Annotated in this window: 16 protein-coding genes; 12 read left to right on the forward strand and 4 right to left on the reverse strand. The window is 46.0% G+C overall.

All coding sequences use genetic code 11. The annotated features are described in order from the left end of the window. The first annotated feature begins 46 nt into the window (after nucleotides 1-46). Nucleotides 47-2,479: a glycogen/starch/alpha-glucan phosphorylase gene (locus NST34_RS02905; protein ID WP_076285889.1), complete on the forward strand. Its 2,433-nt coding sequence runs from the start codon at nucleotides 47-49 to the stop codon at nucleotides 2,477-2,479. 88 nt (nucleotides 2,480-2,567) lie between these two features. On the opposite strand, the gene NST34_RS02910 is transcribed toward NST34_RS02905, so the two are convergent. Further along, nucleotides 2,568-3,047 carry a GAF domain-containing protein gene (locus tag NST34_RS02910; RefSeq protein ID WP_042184630.1) on the reverse strand — a complete coding sequence of 160 codons (480 nt, stop codon included), beginning with the start codon at nucleotides 3,045-3,047 and terminating at the stop codon, nucleotides 2,568-2,570. A 227-nt stretch (nucleotides 3,048-3,274) separates the two neighbouring features. Between NST34_RS02910 and NST34_RS02915 the strand changes: the two genes are divergently transcribed. The 3 genes from NST34_RS02915 to NST34_RS02925 all read left to right on the forward strand — a co-directional run bounded on the left by NST34_RS02915 (nucleotide 3,275) and on the right by NST34_RS02925 (nucleotide 5,834). Continuing rightward, nucleotides 3,275-3,556, forward strand: a complete 282-nt coding sequence (locus NST34_RS02915; RefSeq protein ID WP_076285888.1) for a hypothetical protein — start codon at nucleotides 3,275-3,277, stop codon at nucleotides 3,554-3,556. Nucleotides 3,557-3,740: 184 nt separating this feature from the next. Then, complete coding sequence (locus tag NST34_RS02920) at nucleotides 3,741-4,301, forward strand: GNAT family N-acetyltransferase (protein WP_341127092.1); 561 nt, start codon at nucleotides 3,741-3,743, stop codon at nucleotides 4,299-4,301. A 24-nt stretch (nucleotides 4,302-4,325) separates the two neighbouring features. After that, on the forward strand, nucleotides 4,326-5,834 hold the full coding sequence (locus tag NST34_RS02925) for an MDR family MFS transporter (protein WP_076285887.1): 1,509 nt from the start codon (nucleotides 4,326-4,328) through the stop codon (nucleotides 5,832-5,834). 114 nt (nucleotides 5,835-5,948) lie between these two features. Here NST34_RS02925 and NST34_RS02930 read toward each other — a convergent pair whose 3' ends face one another. Then, nucleotides 5,949-6,416, reverse strand: a complete 468-nt coding sequence (locus NST34_RS02930) for a MarR family winged helix-turn-helix transcriptional regulator (protein WP_042123913.1) — start codon at nucleotides 6,414-6,416, stop codon at nucleotides 5,949-5,951. Between the two features lie 343 nt (nucleotides 6,417-6,759). Between NST34_RS02930 and NST34_RS02935 the strand changes: the two genes are divergently transcribed. The 3 genes from NST34_RS02935 (at nucleotide 6,760) to NST34_RS02945 (ending at nucleotide 10,304) form a co-directional block, all read left to right on the forward strand. After that, nucleotides 6,760-8,103 (forward strand): MFS transporter, encoded by a 1,344-nt coding sequence (locus tag NST34_RS02935; protein WP_341127093.1) that lies wholly within the window; start codon nucleotides 6,760-6,762, stop codon nucleotides 8,101-8,103. Nucleotides 8,104-8,304: 201 nt separating this feature from the next. After that, complete coding sequence (locus NST34_RS02940) at nucleotides 8,305-9,045, forward strand: ABC transporter ATP-binding protein (protein WP_042184638.1); 741 nt, start codon at nucleotides 8,305-8,307, stop codon at nucleotides 9,043-9,045. Beyond that, on the forward strand, nucleotides 9,042-10,304 hold the full coding sequence (locus NST34_RS02945) for an ABC transporter permease (protein WP_223178910.1): 1,263 nt from the start codon (nucleotides 9,042-9,044) through the stop codon (nucleotides 10,302-10,304). The genes NST34_RS02940 and NST34_RS02945 overlap by 4 nt, the downstream gene beginning before the upstream one ends. Nucleotides 10,305-10,371: 67 nt before the next feature. On the opposite strand, the gene NST34_RS02950 is transcribed toward NST34_RS02945, so the two are convergent. Continuing rightward, the gene (locus NST34_RS02950; protein ID WP_341127094.1) at nucleotides 10,372-11,640 is read right to left on the reverse strand and encodes a BaiN/RdsA family NAD(P)/FAD-dependent oxidoreductase; all 1,269 of its coding nucleotides are present in this window, start codon (nucleotides 11,638-11,640) and stop codon (nucleotides 10,372-10,374) included. Between the two features lie 178 nt (nucleotides 11,641-11,818). Here NST34_RS02950 and NST34_RS02955 point away from each other — a divergent pair, with 178 nt between their 5' ends. The 3 genes from NST34_RS02955 (at nucleotide 11,819) to nadE (ending at nucleotide 15,069) form a co-directional block, all read left to right on the forward strand. Then, nucleotides 11,819-13,540, forward strand: coding sequence for a two-component system sensor histidine kinase NtrB (locus NST34_RS02955; protein WP_341127095.1), 1,722 nt, complete (start codon nucleotides 11,819-11,821; stop codon nucleotides 13,538-13,540). Nucleotides 13,541-13,656: 116 nt separating this feature from the next. Next, a complete protein-coding gene (locus tag NST34_RS02960; protein WP_042184644.1) occupies nucleotides 13,657-14,091 on the forward strand; it encodes a BrxA/BrxB family bacilliredoxin in 435 nt (144 codons plus the stop codon). A 168-nt stretch (nucleotides 14,092-14,259) separates the two neighbouring features. Beyond that, the gene (nadE, locus tag NST34_RS02965; protein WP_042184646.1) at nucleotides 14,260-15,069 is read left to right on the forward strand and encodes an ammonia-dependent NAD(+) synthetase; all 810 of its coding nucleotides are present in this window, start codon (nucleotides 14,260-14,262) and stop codon (nucleotides 15,067-15,069) included. A gap of 86 nt (nucleotides 15,070-15,155) precedes the next feature. Here nadE and NST34_RS02970 read toward each other — a convergent pair whose 3' ends face one another. Beyond that, a complete protein-coding gene (locus NST34_RS02970; protein ID WP_341127096.1) occupies nucleotides 15,156-15,977 on the reverse strand; it encodes an alpha/beta hydrolase in 822 nt (273 codons plus the stop codon). A 207-nt stretch (nucleotides 15,978-16,184) separates the two neighbouring features. Between NST34_RS02970 and acpS the strand changes: the two genes are divergently transcribed. Continuing rightward, entirely contained in the window at nucleotides 16,185-16,583 is a 399-nt protein-coding gene (acpS, locus tag NST34_RS02975) for a holo-ACP synthase (RefSeq protein WP_076300164.1), read from the forward strand. Between the two features lie 37 nt (nucleotides 16,584-16,620). Continuing rightward, nucleotides 16,621-18,003 carry an A/G-specific adenine glycosylase gene (mutY, locus tag NST34_RS02980; RefSeq protein WP_341127097.1) on the forward strand — a complete coding sequence of 461 codons (1,383 nt, stop codon included), beginning with the start codon at nucleotides 16,621-16,623 and terminating at the stop codon, nucleotides 18,001-18,003. The last annotated feature ends 147 nt before the right edge of the window (nucleotides 18,004-18,150 follow it).

Genomic DNA, 18,150 nt, shown 5'->3' on the forward strand with positions numbered 1-18,150 from the left:
AGTCTGCTGCACTTCTAATAAAAGCATTTGTCAGGAGGACCTACTGTTGTTTAACGATAAAGAATCTTTCAAACAGGCATTCCGTGAGACCCTCATTGGTAAATTAGGTAAACCGCTTGAGGAAGCCTCGAATGCCGATGTCTATAAAATACTGGGCAACATGATTCGTGAGAACGCCGGGAAAAATTGGGCGGAAACGAACCAGAAATATAAGCTTGATAAAGATAAGCAGGTTTACTATTTTTCAATGGAGTTCTTGATCGGTAGGCTTCTGGGGAACAATCTGTTGAATATGGGTGTACTGGAAGTAGTACGTGAAGGTTTAGCGGACCTTGGCTTTTGTTTGCAGGATATAGAAGAGGAGGAATCGGACGCTGGGTTAGGGAATGGAGGTCTCGGTCGTTTGGCCGCCTGCTTCCTGGACTCACTCGCTTCCCTGCAATATGCGGGACATGGCTGTGGTATACGGTATAAATATGGCCTGTTCGAGCAGAAGATCGTTGATGGGTATCAAGTGGAACTTCCTGATTACTGGTTGCAGAATGATAATGTATGGGAAGTGCGCCGCGAAGACAAGCAGGTTGAAGTTAGGTTCTGGGGGACTATTGAGACCCGCGAAGAGAACGGACGGCTCATATTTGATCATACGCAATATGAGGCTGTTCGTGCAGTGCCTTACGATGTCCCTATCATTGGTGCTGATCGCCGGCATGTGAATACACTGCGTAACTGGAGTGCAGAATCCATCACCCAGCCCTCTAGAACCTTTGGTTCTTTTGCCGGGACGGACTATCATAAGTTTCTGGAGTATAAGCGTTCAGTAGAATCCATTTCGGAGTTCCTTTACCCAGATGACTCTCAATACGAAGGCAAGCTGCTTCGCCTGAAGCAACAGTATTTCCTCTGTAGCGCGGGGCTGCAAAGTATTCTGCGTACCTATGCCAAGCTTGGGATTCCTATAGAATCGCTGCCAGACAAGGTTGCTCTTCATATTAATGATACACATCCAACGTTGGTGATTCCTGAATTGATGAGGATTCTGATGGATGTACATGGTTTAGGATGGGATGAGGCATGGAGTATCACGACGCGTATGGTCTCTTACACTAATCACACTATTCTGAGCGAGGCGCTTGAGAAATGGCCTATTCAAATGGTTAGGGAGCTACTGCCACGTATTTTTCTTATCATTGAAGAGATCAATGCGCGTTTCTGTGGCGAGCTTATGAGTCGTTATCCGGGGGATCAGGATCGAATTGCGCAGATGGCGATTATTCATGATGATCAGGTTCGGATGGCTCATTTGGCGATTGTAGCGAGCCATAGTGTCAATGGAGTAGCGGCGCTGCATACAGAAATATTAATGAAGCGCGAGATGCGACTTTTTAATGAAATGTATCCACACCGTTTCAATAATAAGACGAACGGAATTACCCATCGGCGATGGTTACTGCATGCCAATCCAGATCTGGCTAATTTGATCAATCAATCGATAGGAACCCGTTGGGTGAGCCATCCTCAAGAAATGATTGGCTTGATTAAATATTGTGAGGATGCTTCCTTCCAGGAACAAGTAGCCAGTATTAAGCGCCAGAATAAGCTTCGTCTTGCAGAGTACATCTACAGTAAGCATTCAGTACATGTCGATCCTGACTCTATCTTTGATGTACAGGTGAAACGTCTACATGCCTACAAGCGCCAGTTGCTTAATATTTTGCATATTCTGCATTTGTACAATCAAATCAAAGATAATCCTTCGATGGATATGGTTCCACGCACGTTTATATTCGGAGCAAAGGCAGCGCCAAGTTATCATCTGGCGAAGCGGATTATCAAACTGATTAATACAGTTGCGGAGGTAGTCAATAAAGATCCGGATGTTAAAGGGAAGATTCGTATCTTTTTCCTTGAAAATTATTCGGTATCCCTAGCAGAAAAGATCATTCCTGCAGCGGACATCAGTGAGCAGATTTCTACAGCCAGCAAAGAAGCATCCGGTACCGGGAATATGAAGTTTATGATGAACGGTGCATTGACGGTAGGAACGATGGATGGCGCAAATGTAGAAATGCATGAAATGGTGGGAGACAACAATATGTTCCTGTTCGGACTTCGTGCTGAGCAGGTCATGGATTACTACCAGCATGGCGGTTATCATGCGCGTGATATTTACAACGGGGATAGTCGTGTGAAAGAAGTGCTGGATCAGTTAATCAAACCAGGACCTATATGTTGTCACGCTACGGAGTTTGAGAGCATTTTCCACTCACTTCTGGATAATAACGATGAGTTTTTTGTCCTGAAGGATTTCGCTAGTTACGTTGAGACGCACGTCGAAATTGATCGGGCATATCGCAACCGGCAAGAATGGCTGAAGAAGTCCATTATTAATATTGGTCATTCCGGTAAATTCTCCAGCGATAACACAATTAGTCGCTATGCAGCTGAGATTTGGAACATTAGTCCAGTTCGACTGTAGGATCAACATAAAAAGGCTGTCTTATAAGTAGGTAACCCCTACAAATAAGACAGCCTTTTTTCTTATGGGATATAAAACGAAGAAATTTTTAGATAGCTTCCGATACTAAAGCTGCGAACCGCTCCAGAAACCGGCGTTCTTCATCATCAAAGCGATCCTTGAGCGGACTGTCGATATCAAGTACGCCAAGCAAGCGATCATCCTTTATTAAAGGAACAACAATCTCGCTGTTGGAGGCTGCATCACAGGCGATATGACCTGGGAATGCATGCACATCGCCTACTACAAGTGTGCGCCGCTCGGCGGCTGCCGTTCCGCACACCCCGCGAGATAGCGGAATTCGAATGCATGCAGGGAGGCCTTGAAAAGGTCCAAGTACTAGCTCCTTGCCGTCAAATAAATAAAAACCGGCCCAATTCGTATCCGGTAGAGCGTGTTTAAGTAGTGCCGAAGCATTAGCTAGATTGGCTGTAGCACTTGGTTCGTCCTTTATCAATGCTTCGAGTTGGATTAGAACGGCTTCAAACTGCTCGCTGCGCGTTCCATCATATGGCATAGCTTGAAACATGAAGCATCACCTTCCTGTACTTTAAATTCAATATGAAACCATAACTGTAACTAACAACATAGTACAGCTATGAGGGGTACGTCAAGACACAACATTGTTTTGTAATATTTTGGGATGGGCTATGATCCCTCTGTAGCGCTGAACCCTTGTGATGATGTTTCCAATGAACTGTCATAGGGTAATGCAAGAGTAAATACCGAAGGCTTTGTTGCCAGAAGGAGTGGAATATGCGCGCTGATGTACAGAACTTGTTCATAGGAATTCACATGCTTTATTGTGCTCATGATAAAGATGTGACGATCTCGGAGATGCTGCTCGGACTGGAAGACATGGGGTATCGTGTAGGAGAACGCGAAGTGAAACAGGAATTGGAAAAGCTGACGCTGGACAACTTTCTGACTGCACATAGTGAAGGGTACAGTATTACTGGCACGGGTATTGAAGAGTTCAAGGATATTCGAGCCAAACTTCAGGTGCTGTGTAGTGAAGTTATTCAGGGAGCAGACTGAAATCATTTAAAGCAAAGTTCCATAAAAGCGTCTGTATCAAGGGAGAATTAACCTTCTGATGCAGGCGCTTTTTACGTGAGAGGATACAATTTGTTCTTTTCAAAGTTAAAGAAATTAGAACTTTTAGCTTAAGGATATACTCTTGAATGATGTATAATTGATAAGTTGAAGGGGGAGCGGAGAATTGTATCTATGCAATGGAGTGACACCTACACTGATCGGTAGAAGATTAAAATTATGTGCTATGACTACTGAGCATGCTTCAGCGTTATTTCAGGTTTGGTCTCATCCGGAAGTTTCTCTCTGGCTGGGTGCACCGGCATTATCCTCTATAGAAGAGACGAAGCAGCTTATCGACCTTCTATCACAGATGGCTCAGGAAGAGGAGAGCTTACGTTGGAGTATTATTGGACCAGGGGAGGAAGTCATAGGTAGCTGTGGATATAACCATTGGCAGCTTCAGGGAGCTTACCGTGGTGAAATTGGCTGTGATCTGTCGCCTACCTTTTGGGGGCTTGGATATATGAAAGAAGCACTTGGGCTTGTACTCCATTTTGGTTTCAATACTATGGGCTTGAATCGGATTGAAGCGCTCTGTCATCCTGATAATATCCGTGCGGAGAGGCTGGTTCATACGCTTGGATTTCAGAAGGAAGGCGTATTGCGTCAATACAGGCAGATCGCTTCTGGCTTTCAGGATACTGCTCTCCATGCTCTACTGCGCGAGGAGTGGCAATCCACTTAATACATAAAGAGAGGGTTTGGAACATTGAAGTCAACAGGGGATTTAGAACGTAAACTAATATTAACAGGGGTACTGCTGGCCACGTTTCTGGCGGCTATTGAGGGAACTGTAACAGGACCAGCCGGGCCGGCGATTGTAGGCGACTTTCAGGGAATGCAGTGGCTGAGCTGGATATTTACTTCATATTTACTGGCAATGGCTATTACTACACCTATTTTCGGCAAAATCAGTGATCTGTTCGGACGCAAGCCTGTATTCATGTGGGGAGCGGCTGTTTTTTTACTAGGCTCATTATTATGCGGCATATCTCAAAGTATGGAACAGCTGATCCTGTTTCGCGCGATACAGGGGATCGGTGCGGGTGCACTTATTCCAATGACCTTTACCATTATCGGTGATATTTACAGCATTGAAGAAAGAGCAAAGACACAAGGGTTGCTAAGCTCTGTATGGGGGATTTCCTCTTTGGTAGGGCCACTGCTTGGTGGCTATGTGGTAGATTATTTAAGCTGGCGCTGGGTATTTGTATTCAATCTGCCATTTGGCGTGTTGGCAATGGTATTTATTGCGCGCTACCTGAAGGAAGAAAAGGTGCGTCGGAAGACACAGATCGATGTGCCAGGCGTTCTTCTGTTCGCAGCAGGCATGGGTGCTCTACTCTTTGGACTCTCCACGGGAGGGCAGAACCTGGCATGGACCTCTCCGTTACTACTCGCAACACTGGGTGCAGCGGTTATCCTGCTAATCCTATTTCTGTTTGTGGAGCGCCGTGCACCAGAGCCAATGCTTCCGCTGAACCTATTCTCAAATCGTAATATCGCAGTATCAACGGGTGCTAACCTGCTTGTAAGCACATTAATTATTGGACTTTCTACGTATATCCCTTTATGGGTTCAGGGCGTTTCTGGAAAAAGCGCTGCGATCTCAGGCTTGCTGCTTGCGCCAATGTCTGTAGGCTGGATGTTTGGGTCAATCGCAGGCGGACGGATGATTCTGCGAGCGGGTTCTCGCCGAACGGCAATGCTTGGATTGATGATGATTGCTGCCGGAGCTATTGGTCTGGTTTTCTTGACTGGAGAGTCTTCACAGGTAATCCTCTTATGCTTGATGCTGGTCTGTGGGGTAGGCTTCGGATACTCCTCTACGGTCTTCACGATTATCGCTCAGTCGTCGGTTGCGTATGATCAACGAGGTGCGTCCACAGCACTTAATGCATTTACAAGGTCACTAGGTCAGACCATTGGGGTGGCTATATTCGGTTCCTGGCTGAACTTGAATATTGATCAGCTGTTGCGAAAACAACCGGATTCAAACGTTACAGGTGATGATATTAATAAGCTGCTAGGCTCGCATACAGGCACTAACCTCTCCGGCGAAGTATCAAACAGTTTACGTGGTGCACTAGAAGGGGGACTCCATTCACTATTTATTGTAATGGCAGTTTTCGCAGTCTTGTCACTAGTTATATCTTGGGGTTTGCGCAAGGGTGTACCTTCGGTAGAGGATGCTACGTCGTCATTAAAAAAGGCATAACTCATTCTCTAAGTCACATAAAGAAGCCCGACCGGGTATTTACCGGTCGGGCTTCTTCGTGCAATAACAGCTTGTCTAACACATATGAAGTAAAAAGCAGCCTAGCCTCTAGCTCTACTTACGGGGAAGAGGGGAAAGCTTCTCAGCTTGCAGACCCATCTTCTTGAGCAGAGTGATCATTTGTTCCTTCTCTTCATCATTCAGTCCGCTGAAAGCAAGATGAAGACGCTCTGAGTATTTCGGATACATCTCATTCATGAGACGTTCGCCTTCCGCGGTCAACTCTGCGAAAATCACACGACGATCACTTGGACAAGGCTTGCGTTGCAAATAGCCGCGTTCTTCGAGCTTGTCGATAACGTAAGTCACGTTGCCGCTCTGTAGCAGTAGTTTGGCACCAATTTGTTGAATGGGCTGTGGTCCCTTATAGTACAACACTTCCATGACGGCAAAGGCAGTAGGGTTAAAACCTTCAATTTTGCTGCCGGTAACAGCATGCTCATTAATACTCTTGAATGATTTGGCAAATACCCGGTACAAATGTAGTGTTAATTGTGTATCACGTTCATAAGATTGTATCATGCTTCTCCACCCTCTATCGTTAATCATGTGAACTCGTCGCACGTCTGTAATCATATTAATTAGTGCACGGTTTACCTGTGCAACGAACTTTGAGATAACAATAGAATACGTGAAAGATCGAATGAAGAACATGTGATTTGTCACAATGAGCAACTTTTAATTATTAAAAATCAAACAATTTTTTGAAGAAGCTGAAATTGAATGTTTTTTTACTTCAGTCTCTGAAAGGATATCAATTTCATCCCCCGGTTCAGTGTTATTTACGCCTCCAGACGGATGAATGACAATCCCCAATATTTTACTATTATTTCATTGAGAAATAGTAACGGGGAGTGAAGGAAGGATGGAGGAACATCATATTGATGATTTAAAAGAAAGTAAGCTAACCGCAAATAAGCCATTCATGCTGCTTATTGCGGCACAGCTTGTATCGAATGTAGGAGACTGGTTGCATATACTAGCGCTACTGACAATGGTAGGGTTTAAATGGAATGCCACACCGTGGGAAATTACGGCTATATCTTTATGTATGGCAGTGCCTTTGCTCTTAGGAGGACCGTTTGCAGGTTACTTAAGTGATCGATTTAACCGCAAGGCACTAATGATTGGTTCGGATATAGCCCGTGCAGCGGTTGTTATTTGCTTGGTATTTGCAGGCTCGCTGTGGCAGGTTTATGTGCTGCTGCTGGCTAAGGGATGTATGGATGTGCTGTTCTCTCCGGCCAAAAGCGGAAAGATTAAGGAACTTGTTCCTGCGGCTCAGATGGATAAAGCAATGGCGCTTAGCTCATCTATAGAGCAGATAACTAAAATTGTGGGTCCAGCTCTTGGTGGATTGTTAGTTGCAGCCTTCGGCATATCTGTTTGTTATATGATCGATTCTGCTACGTTCGTTTTATCGGCGATTATTTTGCTTGGATTACCGCGTACAGCTGCGATTAAGAAGAAAGATACGGAAACAAGCAGGGGGGATACGGAGGTGCGTAACTCCTTCCGCCAAGAAATGTCGGCAGGTCTGCATGTGATTGCAGGAATGCCTGTAGTGCTGTGTGGCATTGTTATGCTGGTACTGGTGCTGCTAATGCTACAGATCGGAGACTCTCAGATTGTAACGTTATTCCGGGAGATTCCAGGTGTGAACGGAGATCTGCTGGGGTGGTGTGTAGCAGCCAGTGGCTTTGGAACCTTGCTATCTGCACTGCTTGTAAGCCGATTAGGCAGTGGTAAGCATCCGCTTATTTTTATGGGATTAGGGGCTGTAATCATGGGCGTTGTCTTCTCAAGTGCAGGGATCGTAACTGCTCATGGTCAAGCCGGAATCTGGATGAACATTGCTTTGTTTGGGTCCTTCATGTTTGCGGGTGTGGGTGCAGGACTAGCGTTTATCCCCTTCAATTCAATGCTCCAGCAGCGGACACCTGCGGAATACACGGGTCGTGTATTTGGAACCATAGGCAGCCTGACAAGCGCAGCTGTTATTCTAGGACCTGTAGCCGGTGGAGCCTTAGTGACAGCATCGGGGCCGGTATCTGCCTTTATTCTATCTGGTTTGCATACAGGATTGCTAGGACTAGGGCTGTTAATGCTGCGTGGTAAAATCGAGCGCAGGGATGAAGCGGCGATCAAGAAGCAGGAAGGAATAGCTGCGACGAATAACATGGACCTTGTAGGACAGACCTCCCTTTGATGGGAGGTTTCTTTTATTCGCTATTGCGCAGGGCTTAAGTTATTATTGTGAAAAAAGCAGCTTGATTATTTTCAGGAAAAATATATAGTACGATTAGATAAGTTACGATTGCCTCTGTTGATCATTTGAATATCATTCATATACGCAATAGGGAATGCAATTTATAATAGTATTTATTAGAAGTACTAGGAGATGGAGAGTATGGAAAAAGAAGAAACTACAGTGGATACCGAGAGCTATGACGACATTGTGCTCGATGTTGAGATCGATGAAGCTGGCTATGAAGCGGGAGATCCTTGCATATTCGATATTTCTTTTCAAGTGAAGCGAGGTCAACTGCTCGGACTGATCGGACCTAATGGTGCTGGGAAAAGTACAACCATTAAGACCCTGCTTGGTTTGTTGAAGAATACCAAGGCTAAGGTGTCTTTTAGTGGAGTTAATAAATCTTACGCTTATGTACCGGAGCAACCTGTATTTTATGAGGATTTGACATTGTGGGAGCACTTGGATTTAGCGGCCGCTGCCTATGGACTGAAGTACGAACAGTTCGAAGAAACTGCTGAAAGACTGTTAAAGCAGTTTGGTATGGGCCATGTGCGCAATGATCTTCCAGCTGGATTCTCTAAGGGCATGAAACAAAAAATGATGCTAATGCTTGGCTTCTTGGTACAGCCGGATGTTTATATTGTGGACGAGCCATTTATTGGTTTAGACCCTCGCGCCACTAAAGATTTCCTGCGGCTGCTAGAAGCGGAGCGGAAGCGCGGAGCTGGTGTATTAATGTCTACGCATGTACTGGATACAGCAGAGAAGATATGCGATGATTTCGTATTGATCTCCGGGGGAAAGGTTGCCGCCTCAGGAACACTCGAAGATATACGTGATTATGCTGGACTGCCGGAGGCGTCGTTGTTTGATTGCTTCGACGAACTAACATGAGTAAGCAGGGACAGCGGGCGTTTGCTTTTTCTAACGCTAAACAACTATTCAGACGGCGGCTATTCTCTCATTGGCGTGAGCAATCCGCTATTATCCGTACGGCGGCTGATTGGACCGTTCTATTATATATCCTTATTCCCGGGGGATTATTGGGAGGGCGTTTGTATTATGGGTTCTGGAATGAGGCGCTACCGGCTTGGAGTGTGAATTTGCCGTTTATGCTCATTCCTTCATTATTAGTGCTCTTGATCTGCAACGGGGGCTTGGTACTGTTATTGCAGGAAGGCGATCTATTATTTCTTAGACAACGGCAACGATGGATGAATACGATCCTATTTCGCGGGTTGCTCTACAGCCTGATTGTAACCTCGCTGAAGTTCTGTGTAGCTTTTGCACTGTTACTGCCTTTTCTGATTCGGGGATTTGAGATGACGTCATCGGAGGTATGGGCGCTGTTCGCTCTGACCTTGGCGTGCAGTTGGTGTGTTAAGTTACTTGGACATCTTGTAAAAGTACAAAAGCAAGGTTGGCGTCGCTGGTTATGGCTATTTCTGGCGATCTCCGTCCCGAACGCTATTTATTTCAGAGTAGCTAGCCTTTGGAATGATCGCCCGCTCATCATATTGCTGAGTGCGGTTGTATTCACAGTCGTTGCAATATTTGCTTTCCGGTGGCGCTTATTGATGCGTGGGACATTTATGAACGATGTGCGCGAGGACTACAAGCAGCGAATGAAGATAGCGGCCATACTGCTCCGCCATGTTCTGGATAAACCTCGCCCGACTCGCCATAAGCCATGGATTTTCCGGAAGTCGCAGCCTTTGCTTAAATCAAAGACTGCCGAGAGCCGTTTCTCTGCGGCAGCGATTAAGGCACTCGTACGGAATCCGGCCCATTTAAAGCTTTACTTGGCTTTCACTGCCGTGTCCGCGGTAGCGATCCTTATCATTCCATCGGGATTTAAATGGCTAGGATTTGTAGTATTAACATCGCTTATGACTTTTTGGCTGTTTTCGTTCTGGTCTTTGTTTGTTGGGGATGATTACATCGGGATACTTCCATTTACGAAAGAACAAAAGGCTGAAGCGGGTATGCATGCGGTCCCTATTTTATTACTTCCCTTTACAATGATTACCTCCGCACTAATCTGTCTCTCTTTATATGGATGGTGGGGGATCATCTTGTTCGTACCGGTTGGATACATGGTTGGACTCTTTATCAGCAGAATATTTGGTACGTTCCGATTGGGCAAAGATTGATAGATAGATAAAAAAACAGCGTGACTTGAGAAACCTCTCAAGTCACGCTGTTTTTAGTTGCAACGTATTAACTAAGGCGAAGGTCAGCAGCATGTTTGCCTGCTGTATATCCAGTAGAGAACGCTGCTGTTATATTGTAGCCACCAGTGTAGCCATGGATATCGAGTACCTCTCCACAGAAGAATAACCCTTGCATAAGCTTAGATTCCATTCTTTTGGGATCGATCTCTTTCAGATTTACGCCGCCGCCCGTAACAAAGGCTTCGGACAGGGAGCGGGTACCATGAACATTAACGGGCATCCTTTTCAAGATACCTGCTAGCGCAAGCAATCCATTTTTGGATACATGATGACCCGTAATATCTCCATCCAGGTCAGCTTTAGCTAACAAGAGGGGAATGAGACGTTCTGGCAGCAGCCCCTTTAGTGAATTGCGGATCGCTTTCTTCGGCTCCTGGTCCAGCTTGTCCTGCAGCGATGATTCCACTTCTTGCGAGTTCAGATCAGGTAAGAGATCGATGGACATCTCAACCGTGTCATTCCCTGATTTACGCTGGACCTGTCTCAGAAATTGGCTGCAGCGCAGTGCAATTGGCCCTGATAATCCAAAATGGGTGAAGATCATATCTCCGCGATGAGAAATGACCTTCTTTCCTTTTGGATTCCATACAGTAAGTGCCACATCGCGTAGTGACAATCCTTGCAGCTCACCGGATTTAATCCACTCTTCCCGTGAAATAATCGGTACCTCTGTCGGAAATAGCTCAGTAATGGTGTGGCCTGCGGCTTCAGCCCATGGGTACCCATCTCCAGTAGAGCCGGTCTGAGGAACGGACTTTCCTCCGGTGGCGATGATTACGGCAGCACTGGAAATCGTTTTGCCCGAGCCCAGCTGAACGCCCTTAACGGCCCCTTCTTCATATATTACACGTGAAACAGGACTATCCGTCATAATCTGCACACCTAGACCCCGTACTTTGTTGATTAAGGCGGAGACGACGCTGGAGGCCTTACCGGAGACGGGAAACATCCGTCCGTTGTCTTCTTCCTTTAATGCAATGCCTAAGCCTTCAAAAAAGGCAATGATATCTTGATTATTAAAATGGTCGAAGGCGCTATACAAAAACCGCCCGTTTCCCGGGATATGGGAGATTAACTCATCTCTCTCCTTGACGTTCGTTACATTGCAGCGTCCGCCACCAGATATCCCGAGCTTTCGTCCTAGCTTAGCTCCCTTGTCGATCAGTAGTACGGATGCCCCGTGTTCTGCTGCGGCCACGCTTGCCATTAATCCCGAAGGGCCGCCACCTATGACGATCACATCGAAGTTGCTCATGAAATTTTACTCCTTTACATGTTAAGACACGGGTGTTACTTCGTGTTTTCCTAACGGAATCATACCATTCTGACTGTCATGTAACCAGTCTTGTCCGATCACTTGGTTATAATCGTTGTCAGGAGAGTAATCCTGTGCTTTAATCTAGTCATGTAGGGGAATTTGTCCATTTTGGGGTGTGATTGTAATTATTGGCGCAATTAAGGATATATTATTGCAAATATCGGCAGCATGCTCCTTTCTATTTCTGATTCAGTGGTGGGTGGACCGAGGGCTTGTGGCTCGAAAAAAAGGTAGTTTCCCGGATAATCAAACTTTTTTGGTTTTGGCGTGTGCGTTAAGTCTTATGTTATGCTCTCTTCTTTCGACGACTTTATTCGGTATTGCTTATTTGAATTTAGGAATGATTCCTGCTTATATCGGTATTTTATATGGAACTGTACGTTCTGGCGTTCTGCTGTCCATCTTTTTGCTTGTCTGTAATATATTCATTGCAGAGCCAGCAGGAATAAGTAATATGATATTAAATTCAGGAATATTATTATATCCGTTGCTGTTTGGGCTGGCTAAGCCTTTTAAGAAAGGCACAGTGGTAGAGAAGATAGGTATGTTATGGATGGTTCTTTGTCCGAATATGTTGTTCATTGCACTTGTGCCTATTATAGGTGGAAAAAATATATATGAGGCTCATTCTGGCGAGTCACTTTTGATTACTTTGTATCTATTTTTCAGCATCGCACTAGGCGGTATTTTTGTTTATTTTGTTGAAATGGTCTGGAGTAGTTGGCGGGCTAAAATACATATGGAAAGTATAAGTGATAATTTCCAGTGGGAGTCTGAGAAGCTGCAGCAGATTACAAATGTAGTACCTCTGAGTATTATGTCCCTGGATGATCACGGAGTTGTGACCGACCTCAATGATTGTATGTTGGGAATGACACGAATTCATTATCCCAATTTGAGAAGGGAAGATATTATTGGCAAGCCGGTTAGGGAATTTTTTAATGGTTCAGCGGATGTTGATGCATATATGAGGGTACGGGATAACATTCAGCATAAACGGCGTTCCCATGAGCGAATGATTCATGGAACGCGGATCTATCAAATTTATTCAGCACCACTAATGCATAAGAACTCAGGATTAACGAGTGGAGTGGTACTCATTGCACAGGATATTACGGATGAAGTGAAACTCCGCTCAGAGCTGGATCATGTGGAACGTTTGAGCTTAGTAGGGCAGATGGCTGCCGGAATTACCCATGAGATTCGTAATCCTATGGCGGTAGTTCGCGGATTTTTACAGCTAATGAGAGAAAAGAGCTCGGATGATTTGGATTCTTATTATCAGATCGTATTAGAGGAGCTGGATCGGGCGAATAGCATTATTAATGATTTTCTATCGCTGGCGCAAAGCCGGATATCCGATAAGGAGAAAGTGCTATTACACCGAGTTATAGAAGAAGTCAGTCCGCTGCTGTGGGCGGATGCTAATCTTCGTGGTCAAAGTGTTGAGCTAAAGCTGAACGCATCCATCCATGAATTGGAGTTAAACGTTCGGGAAATCAAGCAGCTTATCCTTAATTTAGGCCGAAACGGCATGGAGGCTATGGGATCCAAGGGGATTCTGACACTGGAAACACATAGTACTCAGGAACAAGTGGAGCTGATTGTAAGGGATAGGGGAATCGGTATGTCGGACAGTCAACGAGAGAAGTTGTTTTCCCCGTTCTTCACAACAAAAAGGGAGGGAACGGGTCTAGGGTTATCCTTGTGTCTCAGTATTGTGGAACGGCATAACGGTAAAATAACTGTAGATTCTGTAGAAGGAGAGGGTACAGTATTTACCATCTCATTCCCTTTAGTAAAGGAAGAATATAGCGAAGCCATGCTTGCGGATTGAATCAGGTTACTGTAGCATCTCTTGCTTTCACAGAGTATGAATGTATAATAAAGTTAGTAAGTACTGCTGTAATGTTATCTGACAAAACAGTAATCAGTGAAGGAGAGTGCAGAGAAATGTCCATGTCTTTTAATCAATATATGAGAGATTCGATTCAGCCTATGCGTGATGACCTTACAAGCATTGGGTTTCAGGAGCTTATGACTCCAGAAGAGGTGGAAGCCACTCTTCCTACCGCAAAAGGTACGGCGCTTGTAGTCGTGAATTCGGTCTGTGGTTGTGCCGCTGGACAATGCCGTCCTGGTGTAGCTCAGGCATTGCAAAATGAGATCGCTCCGGATCACTTGTTCACAGTGTTTGCAGGTCAAGAGAAAGAAGCTACTGCTAAAGCGCGTGAATATTTTGCTCCTTATCCGCCATCTTCCCCTTCCATCGCATTGATGAAGGATGGAGAGCTCGTTCATTTTATTGAACGCCATAGTGTTGAGAATCGTTCGGCTGCTGAAATTGCTGCTGAGTTGAAAGAAGTTTTTGATCGTTTTTGCAAGTAAAAAAGTTATTCCATATAATCTCGCATTAGTCGGTAATTCGGCTGTTGCGGGATTTTTCAAAATATAAGAGCGATAATGGGATAGAATATACTTAGAAGCATAGAGCTTCACTTGGTATGGATATTTTGATGGATATGGAACCATTTCTGATGGAACGGGGTGTGGTTTGTGAGTTTACAGGAAGAAATTATTGCAGATCTTGGTGTGAAGCCAACGATTGATGTAGAAGCAGAGGTACGCAAACGGGTTGATTTCTTAAAGTCGTACGTGCTGAAGGCAGGTGCCAAAGGATTATTGATCGCCATTAGCGGCGGGGTGGACAGCGCGGTAGCTGCGGGTCTGTGTAAGCAGGCTACGGACGAGCTGTCGGCTCAAGAAGGCACAGAGTATATTACGCTTGGCGTATACCAGCCATATGGTGTTCAAGAGGATATCCAGCACAGTTATGATGTCGCAAAAGCTTTTAATCTGACCCATACCGTGGAGACAAACATTGAGGAAGCTGTAAATGAGATTGCGCTTGAAGTTGAGCATAGCCTGAAGTCCTTGGGCCAACATCGTCATATGACCCATCAAGGCAAGGGGAATGTTAAAGCGAGAACACGTATGGTTATGCAATATGCGCTCTCTTTTGAGAACAATCTGATTGTAGTAGGGACGGATCATGCTTCAGAAGCCATTACGGGTTTCTACACCAAGTGGGGGGATGGTGCTGTAGATATTACACCTCTATCCACACTTAACAAACGTCAGGTTCGTCAATTAGCTGCTCATATTGGTGTGCCTGCGGATATTGTTACTAAAGCACCTACGGCAGGCTTATGGCCGGGGCAGACGGATGAAACCGAGCTGGGCATTACTTATGACGATAATAGCGATTATTTGGAAGGCAAACAGGTTAACCCTGAGGTAGCGGAGAAACTCGAGAATTATTACCGGAGAACGGCGCATAAGCGCAATGTCATTCCTGGAATTTAGAATAGGTAGAAGTAGAAACCGCCACGGGTCTGCGTTGTAGCAGCTCTCGTGGCGGTTTTTTGTGAGATGGATAAGCTACAAGAATCTTAGTTAGCCAGCGTTTGATCGATAAAATTAGTGGTCGAAGCAATCGCAAGCTCCAATTGTGGGGTAGTACCGGAAAAAGGATGCACAGTACCGAAGGTATGATTACCCTCAGGAATATGAACCCAGTTAATATCGGGTCGGAGCTCAATGAGCTGCTCAGATCCTAGCCGGAGGTGTACTCCATCCAGACTGCCTTGAATAAGAACAACTGGGAAGGACGCTGTCTTCATGCGATCAAGGATGTTATAACGTTCTTGTTGGTTCTCCATATCTTCTAAAATAACAGCATCCAGCGGCATTTGTTGGCCCGTGCGTGCATTAAGGACATGGGTTCGTCCTGTTTGCTTCATCTCCTGCTTTTGTTCTTCCGTCAACAAATCGAGCTTCGTAACCCCGTTCCAGGAGATGACCCCGCTAACTTCACTGGGATGGTCAAGCGTGTAGACCAGACAAATTCCCCCTCCAAGACTATGTCCTAGAAGGAATAAGGGTAAGCTGCCGAATTTCGGGTGCTGGCTAAGGTAGGACAACAGTATTTCCATGTCCTTCAGCTCGCGACGAAAGGTGTTGCGGGCGAATTTTTCAAGCTCGGTAAAATGCAGCAGATCCTCTCCGATTCCAGCATGAGAGAAGTTGAAGGTGATCACTTCATGATCTTGGCTGAGAGTAGTGGCTATGTAAGGAAACATCCCCCAATCTTTGAAGCCCTTGTAGCCGTGTGCAATAACGATAAGGCTCTTAGGTACTTCTTGGGCAGGAAAGTGTGAGCAGCGGAGAACAGCGTCTTCACCTGCGGGTATTTCGAAATTACGATGCTGCATAGGGTAATCCCCTCTCTCTATATATAAATGAAGTAAATCAGCAAGTCCATCACGAAGGCGCCTAGATAGACTTCCAAACCATTTTCTTTTAAGATAGCAGAAAGAATCTTATAGGACTATAATTTAAAATTGAAATGAATGACCTGTATAATGATCATACCATTATTGAAGTAGTATAGGATACACGTCCATAAGGAGCGTGAAATTTTGATTTACGGAATCGGACATGATGTGTTAGAAATTGAGCGAATCTCAGAGGTAATGCGCAGGGGACAGGGCAAGAAATTCAACCAGCGCATCCTAACGGAGCAAGAGTACCAGCTTGCTGAGCAACGAGGTGGAAGGTTGGCTGAGTTCGTAGCCGGGCGCTTTGCTGCCAAGGAAGCCGTTGTGAAGGCTTTAGGTTGTGGCATTGGCAATGTGGTTGGTTTTCAGGATATTGAGATATTACCTGACCGTAAAGGTAAGCCGGAAGTAACCTTATCATGCGAAGCCTGGAGCAGACTAGATCTACCTGAAGGACAGAAGTATACCATTCATCTTACGATAACGCATGGCCGTGATTTGGCTTCAGCTTTTGCGGTGGTGGAGGAGCTAGGTTCATGAATTGAACCGTGATTATAGAAGGGCAAGGAGAGTTACAATGAAACAACAAGAACGACAGGATTTGCAGGAACGAGAAGAAGGACGAGAGTTAAAAAAAGGACAAGATCTGCAAGATCAAGATGAACGACCAAAACAGCTGGATTTTAAAGAAGGACAAGATAAACAAGATCAGGAGCTGCGAGAGGTCAAGCAATATTTCAGTTATCATTTGCTAGAGTGGTATCAAGGGCAGAAGCGGGATTTGCCATGGCGCAGGCATCGCAATCCTTATTATATTTGGATTTCTGAAATCATGCTGCAGCAGACAAGGGTAGATACGGTAATCCCTTATTTTAATCGTTTTATTGAGCGCTTTCCGACGGTAGAGTCACTCGCTGACGCCCCTGAAGAAGACGTGCTTAAGTGTTGGGAAGGCTTAGGGTATTATTCCCGCGCACGTAATATACAGCATGCAGCCAAGCAGGTAAAGGAGCTTTATGGGGGACAGGTGCCGAATGACCGTGATGCGGTGTTCAGCTTAAAGGGAGTGGGTCCTTACACAGCAGGGGCTATTCTCAGTATCGCGTTTAATCGGCCAGAGCCAGCGGTAGATGGTAATGTAATGCGGGTGTTGTCCCGATACTTCCTCATCGAGGATGATATAGCTAAGGGACCCACCCGCGTGAAAATGGAGCGCCTGGCGGCTGAGCTGATCCCGGAGGGGGAAGCTGCCTCATTTAATCAGGCGCTTATGGAGCTCGGGGCGCTCGTATGCACCCCGAAATCACCGAGCTGCTTAACCTGCCCGGTGATGGAGCATTGTGCTGCGCGCCTGGCGGGCTGCGAGACTTCGCTGCCCGTCAAGACCAAGGCCAAGCCGCCGCGCCCAGAGGAGCGGCTGGCGGCCTTAATCGAGGGCCGCGGTGCCCACGCGGGCCAAGTGCTCATCCGGCAGCGGCCACAAAGCGGGCTGTTAGCCCGCATGTGGGAGCTGCCGCATTGGCAGGCGCCGCCAGCGGAAGGCGGCGCTAAGAGCGCGCGGCTGCCGGAGGCCGCGGCGCTGGACCGGCTGCGCCGGTCACTGCGGCAGGCCGGGATCTCCGCCCGGCCTGAGGAGCACTGGATGGCTGCTGAGCATATCTTCAGCCATATTGTGTGGACCCTGCAGGTGTATCGCTGCAGGGAGGAGGACGCCCTTCCGCTGCCAATAGCGGCAGAAGGACGGGCAGCCTACACCGCGGATGCAGGCCTGTTCCCAGAGATGGACAGCAGCGTGCCCATCGAGAAATTTGAGGATGGTAATGCTAGTCCAGAGGATGGCGGAGCTGTTCGCTGGATCAGTCGTGAGGACATGGCTAATTATGCGTTTCCTAATGTCTTCTTGAAGCTGCTGAATCTTTATTTCGATGAGCAGGAAGAGCTGGCGAAGTCGGGGAAGTAGAGAATGTTTGATGTAGAAGTATGGAATGTAAGCAAAGTATGGAATGTACTATGCTTACATCTAATTGCTTCTGTTGTTTTATGACCTCAAGAGTGATCAAAATTGTTTTTAGGGAATTATTCCCTGAAATCATGCCCTTTCCGCCTA

Origin of the sequence: Paenibacillus sp. FSL H7-0714 (genome assembly GCF_038003765.1) — a bacterium.
Taxonomy (GTDB): Bacteria; Bacillota; Bacilli; order Paenibacillales; family Paenibacillaceae; genus Paenibacillus_AQ.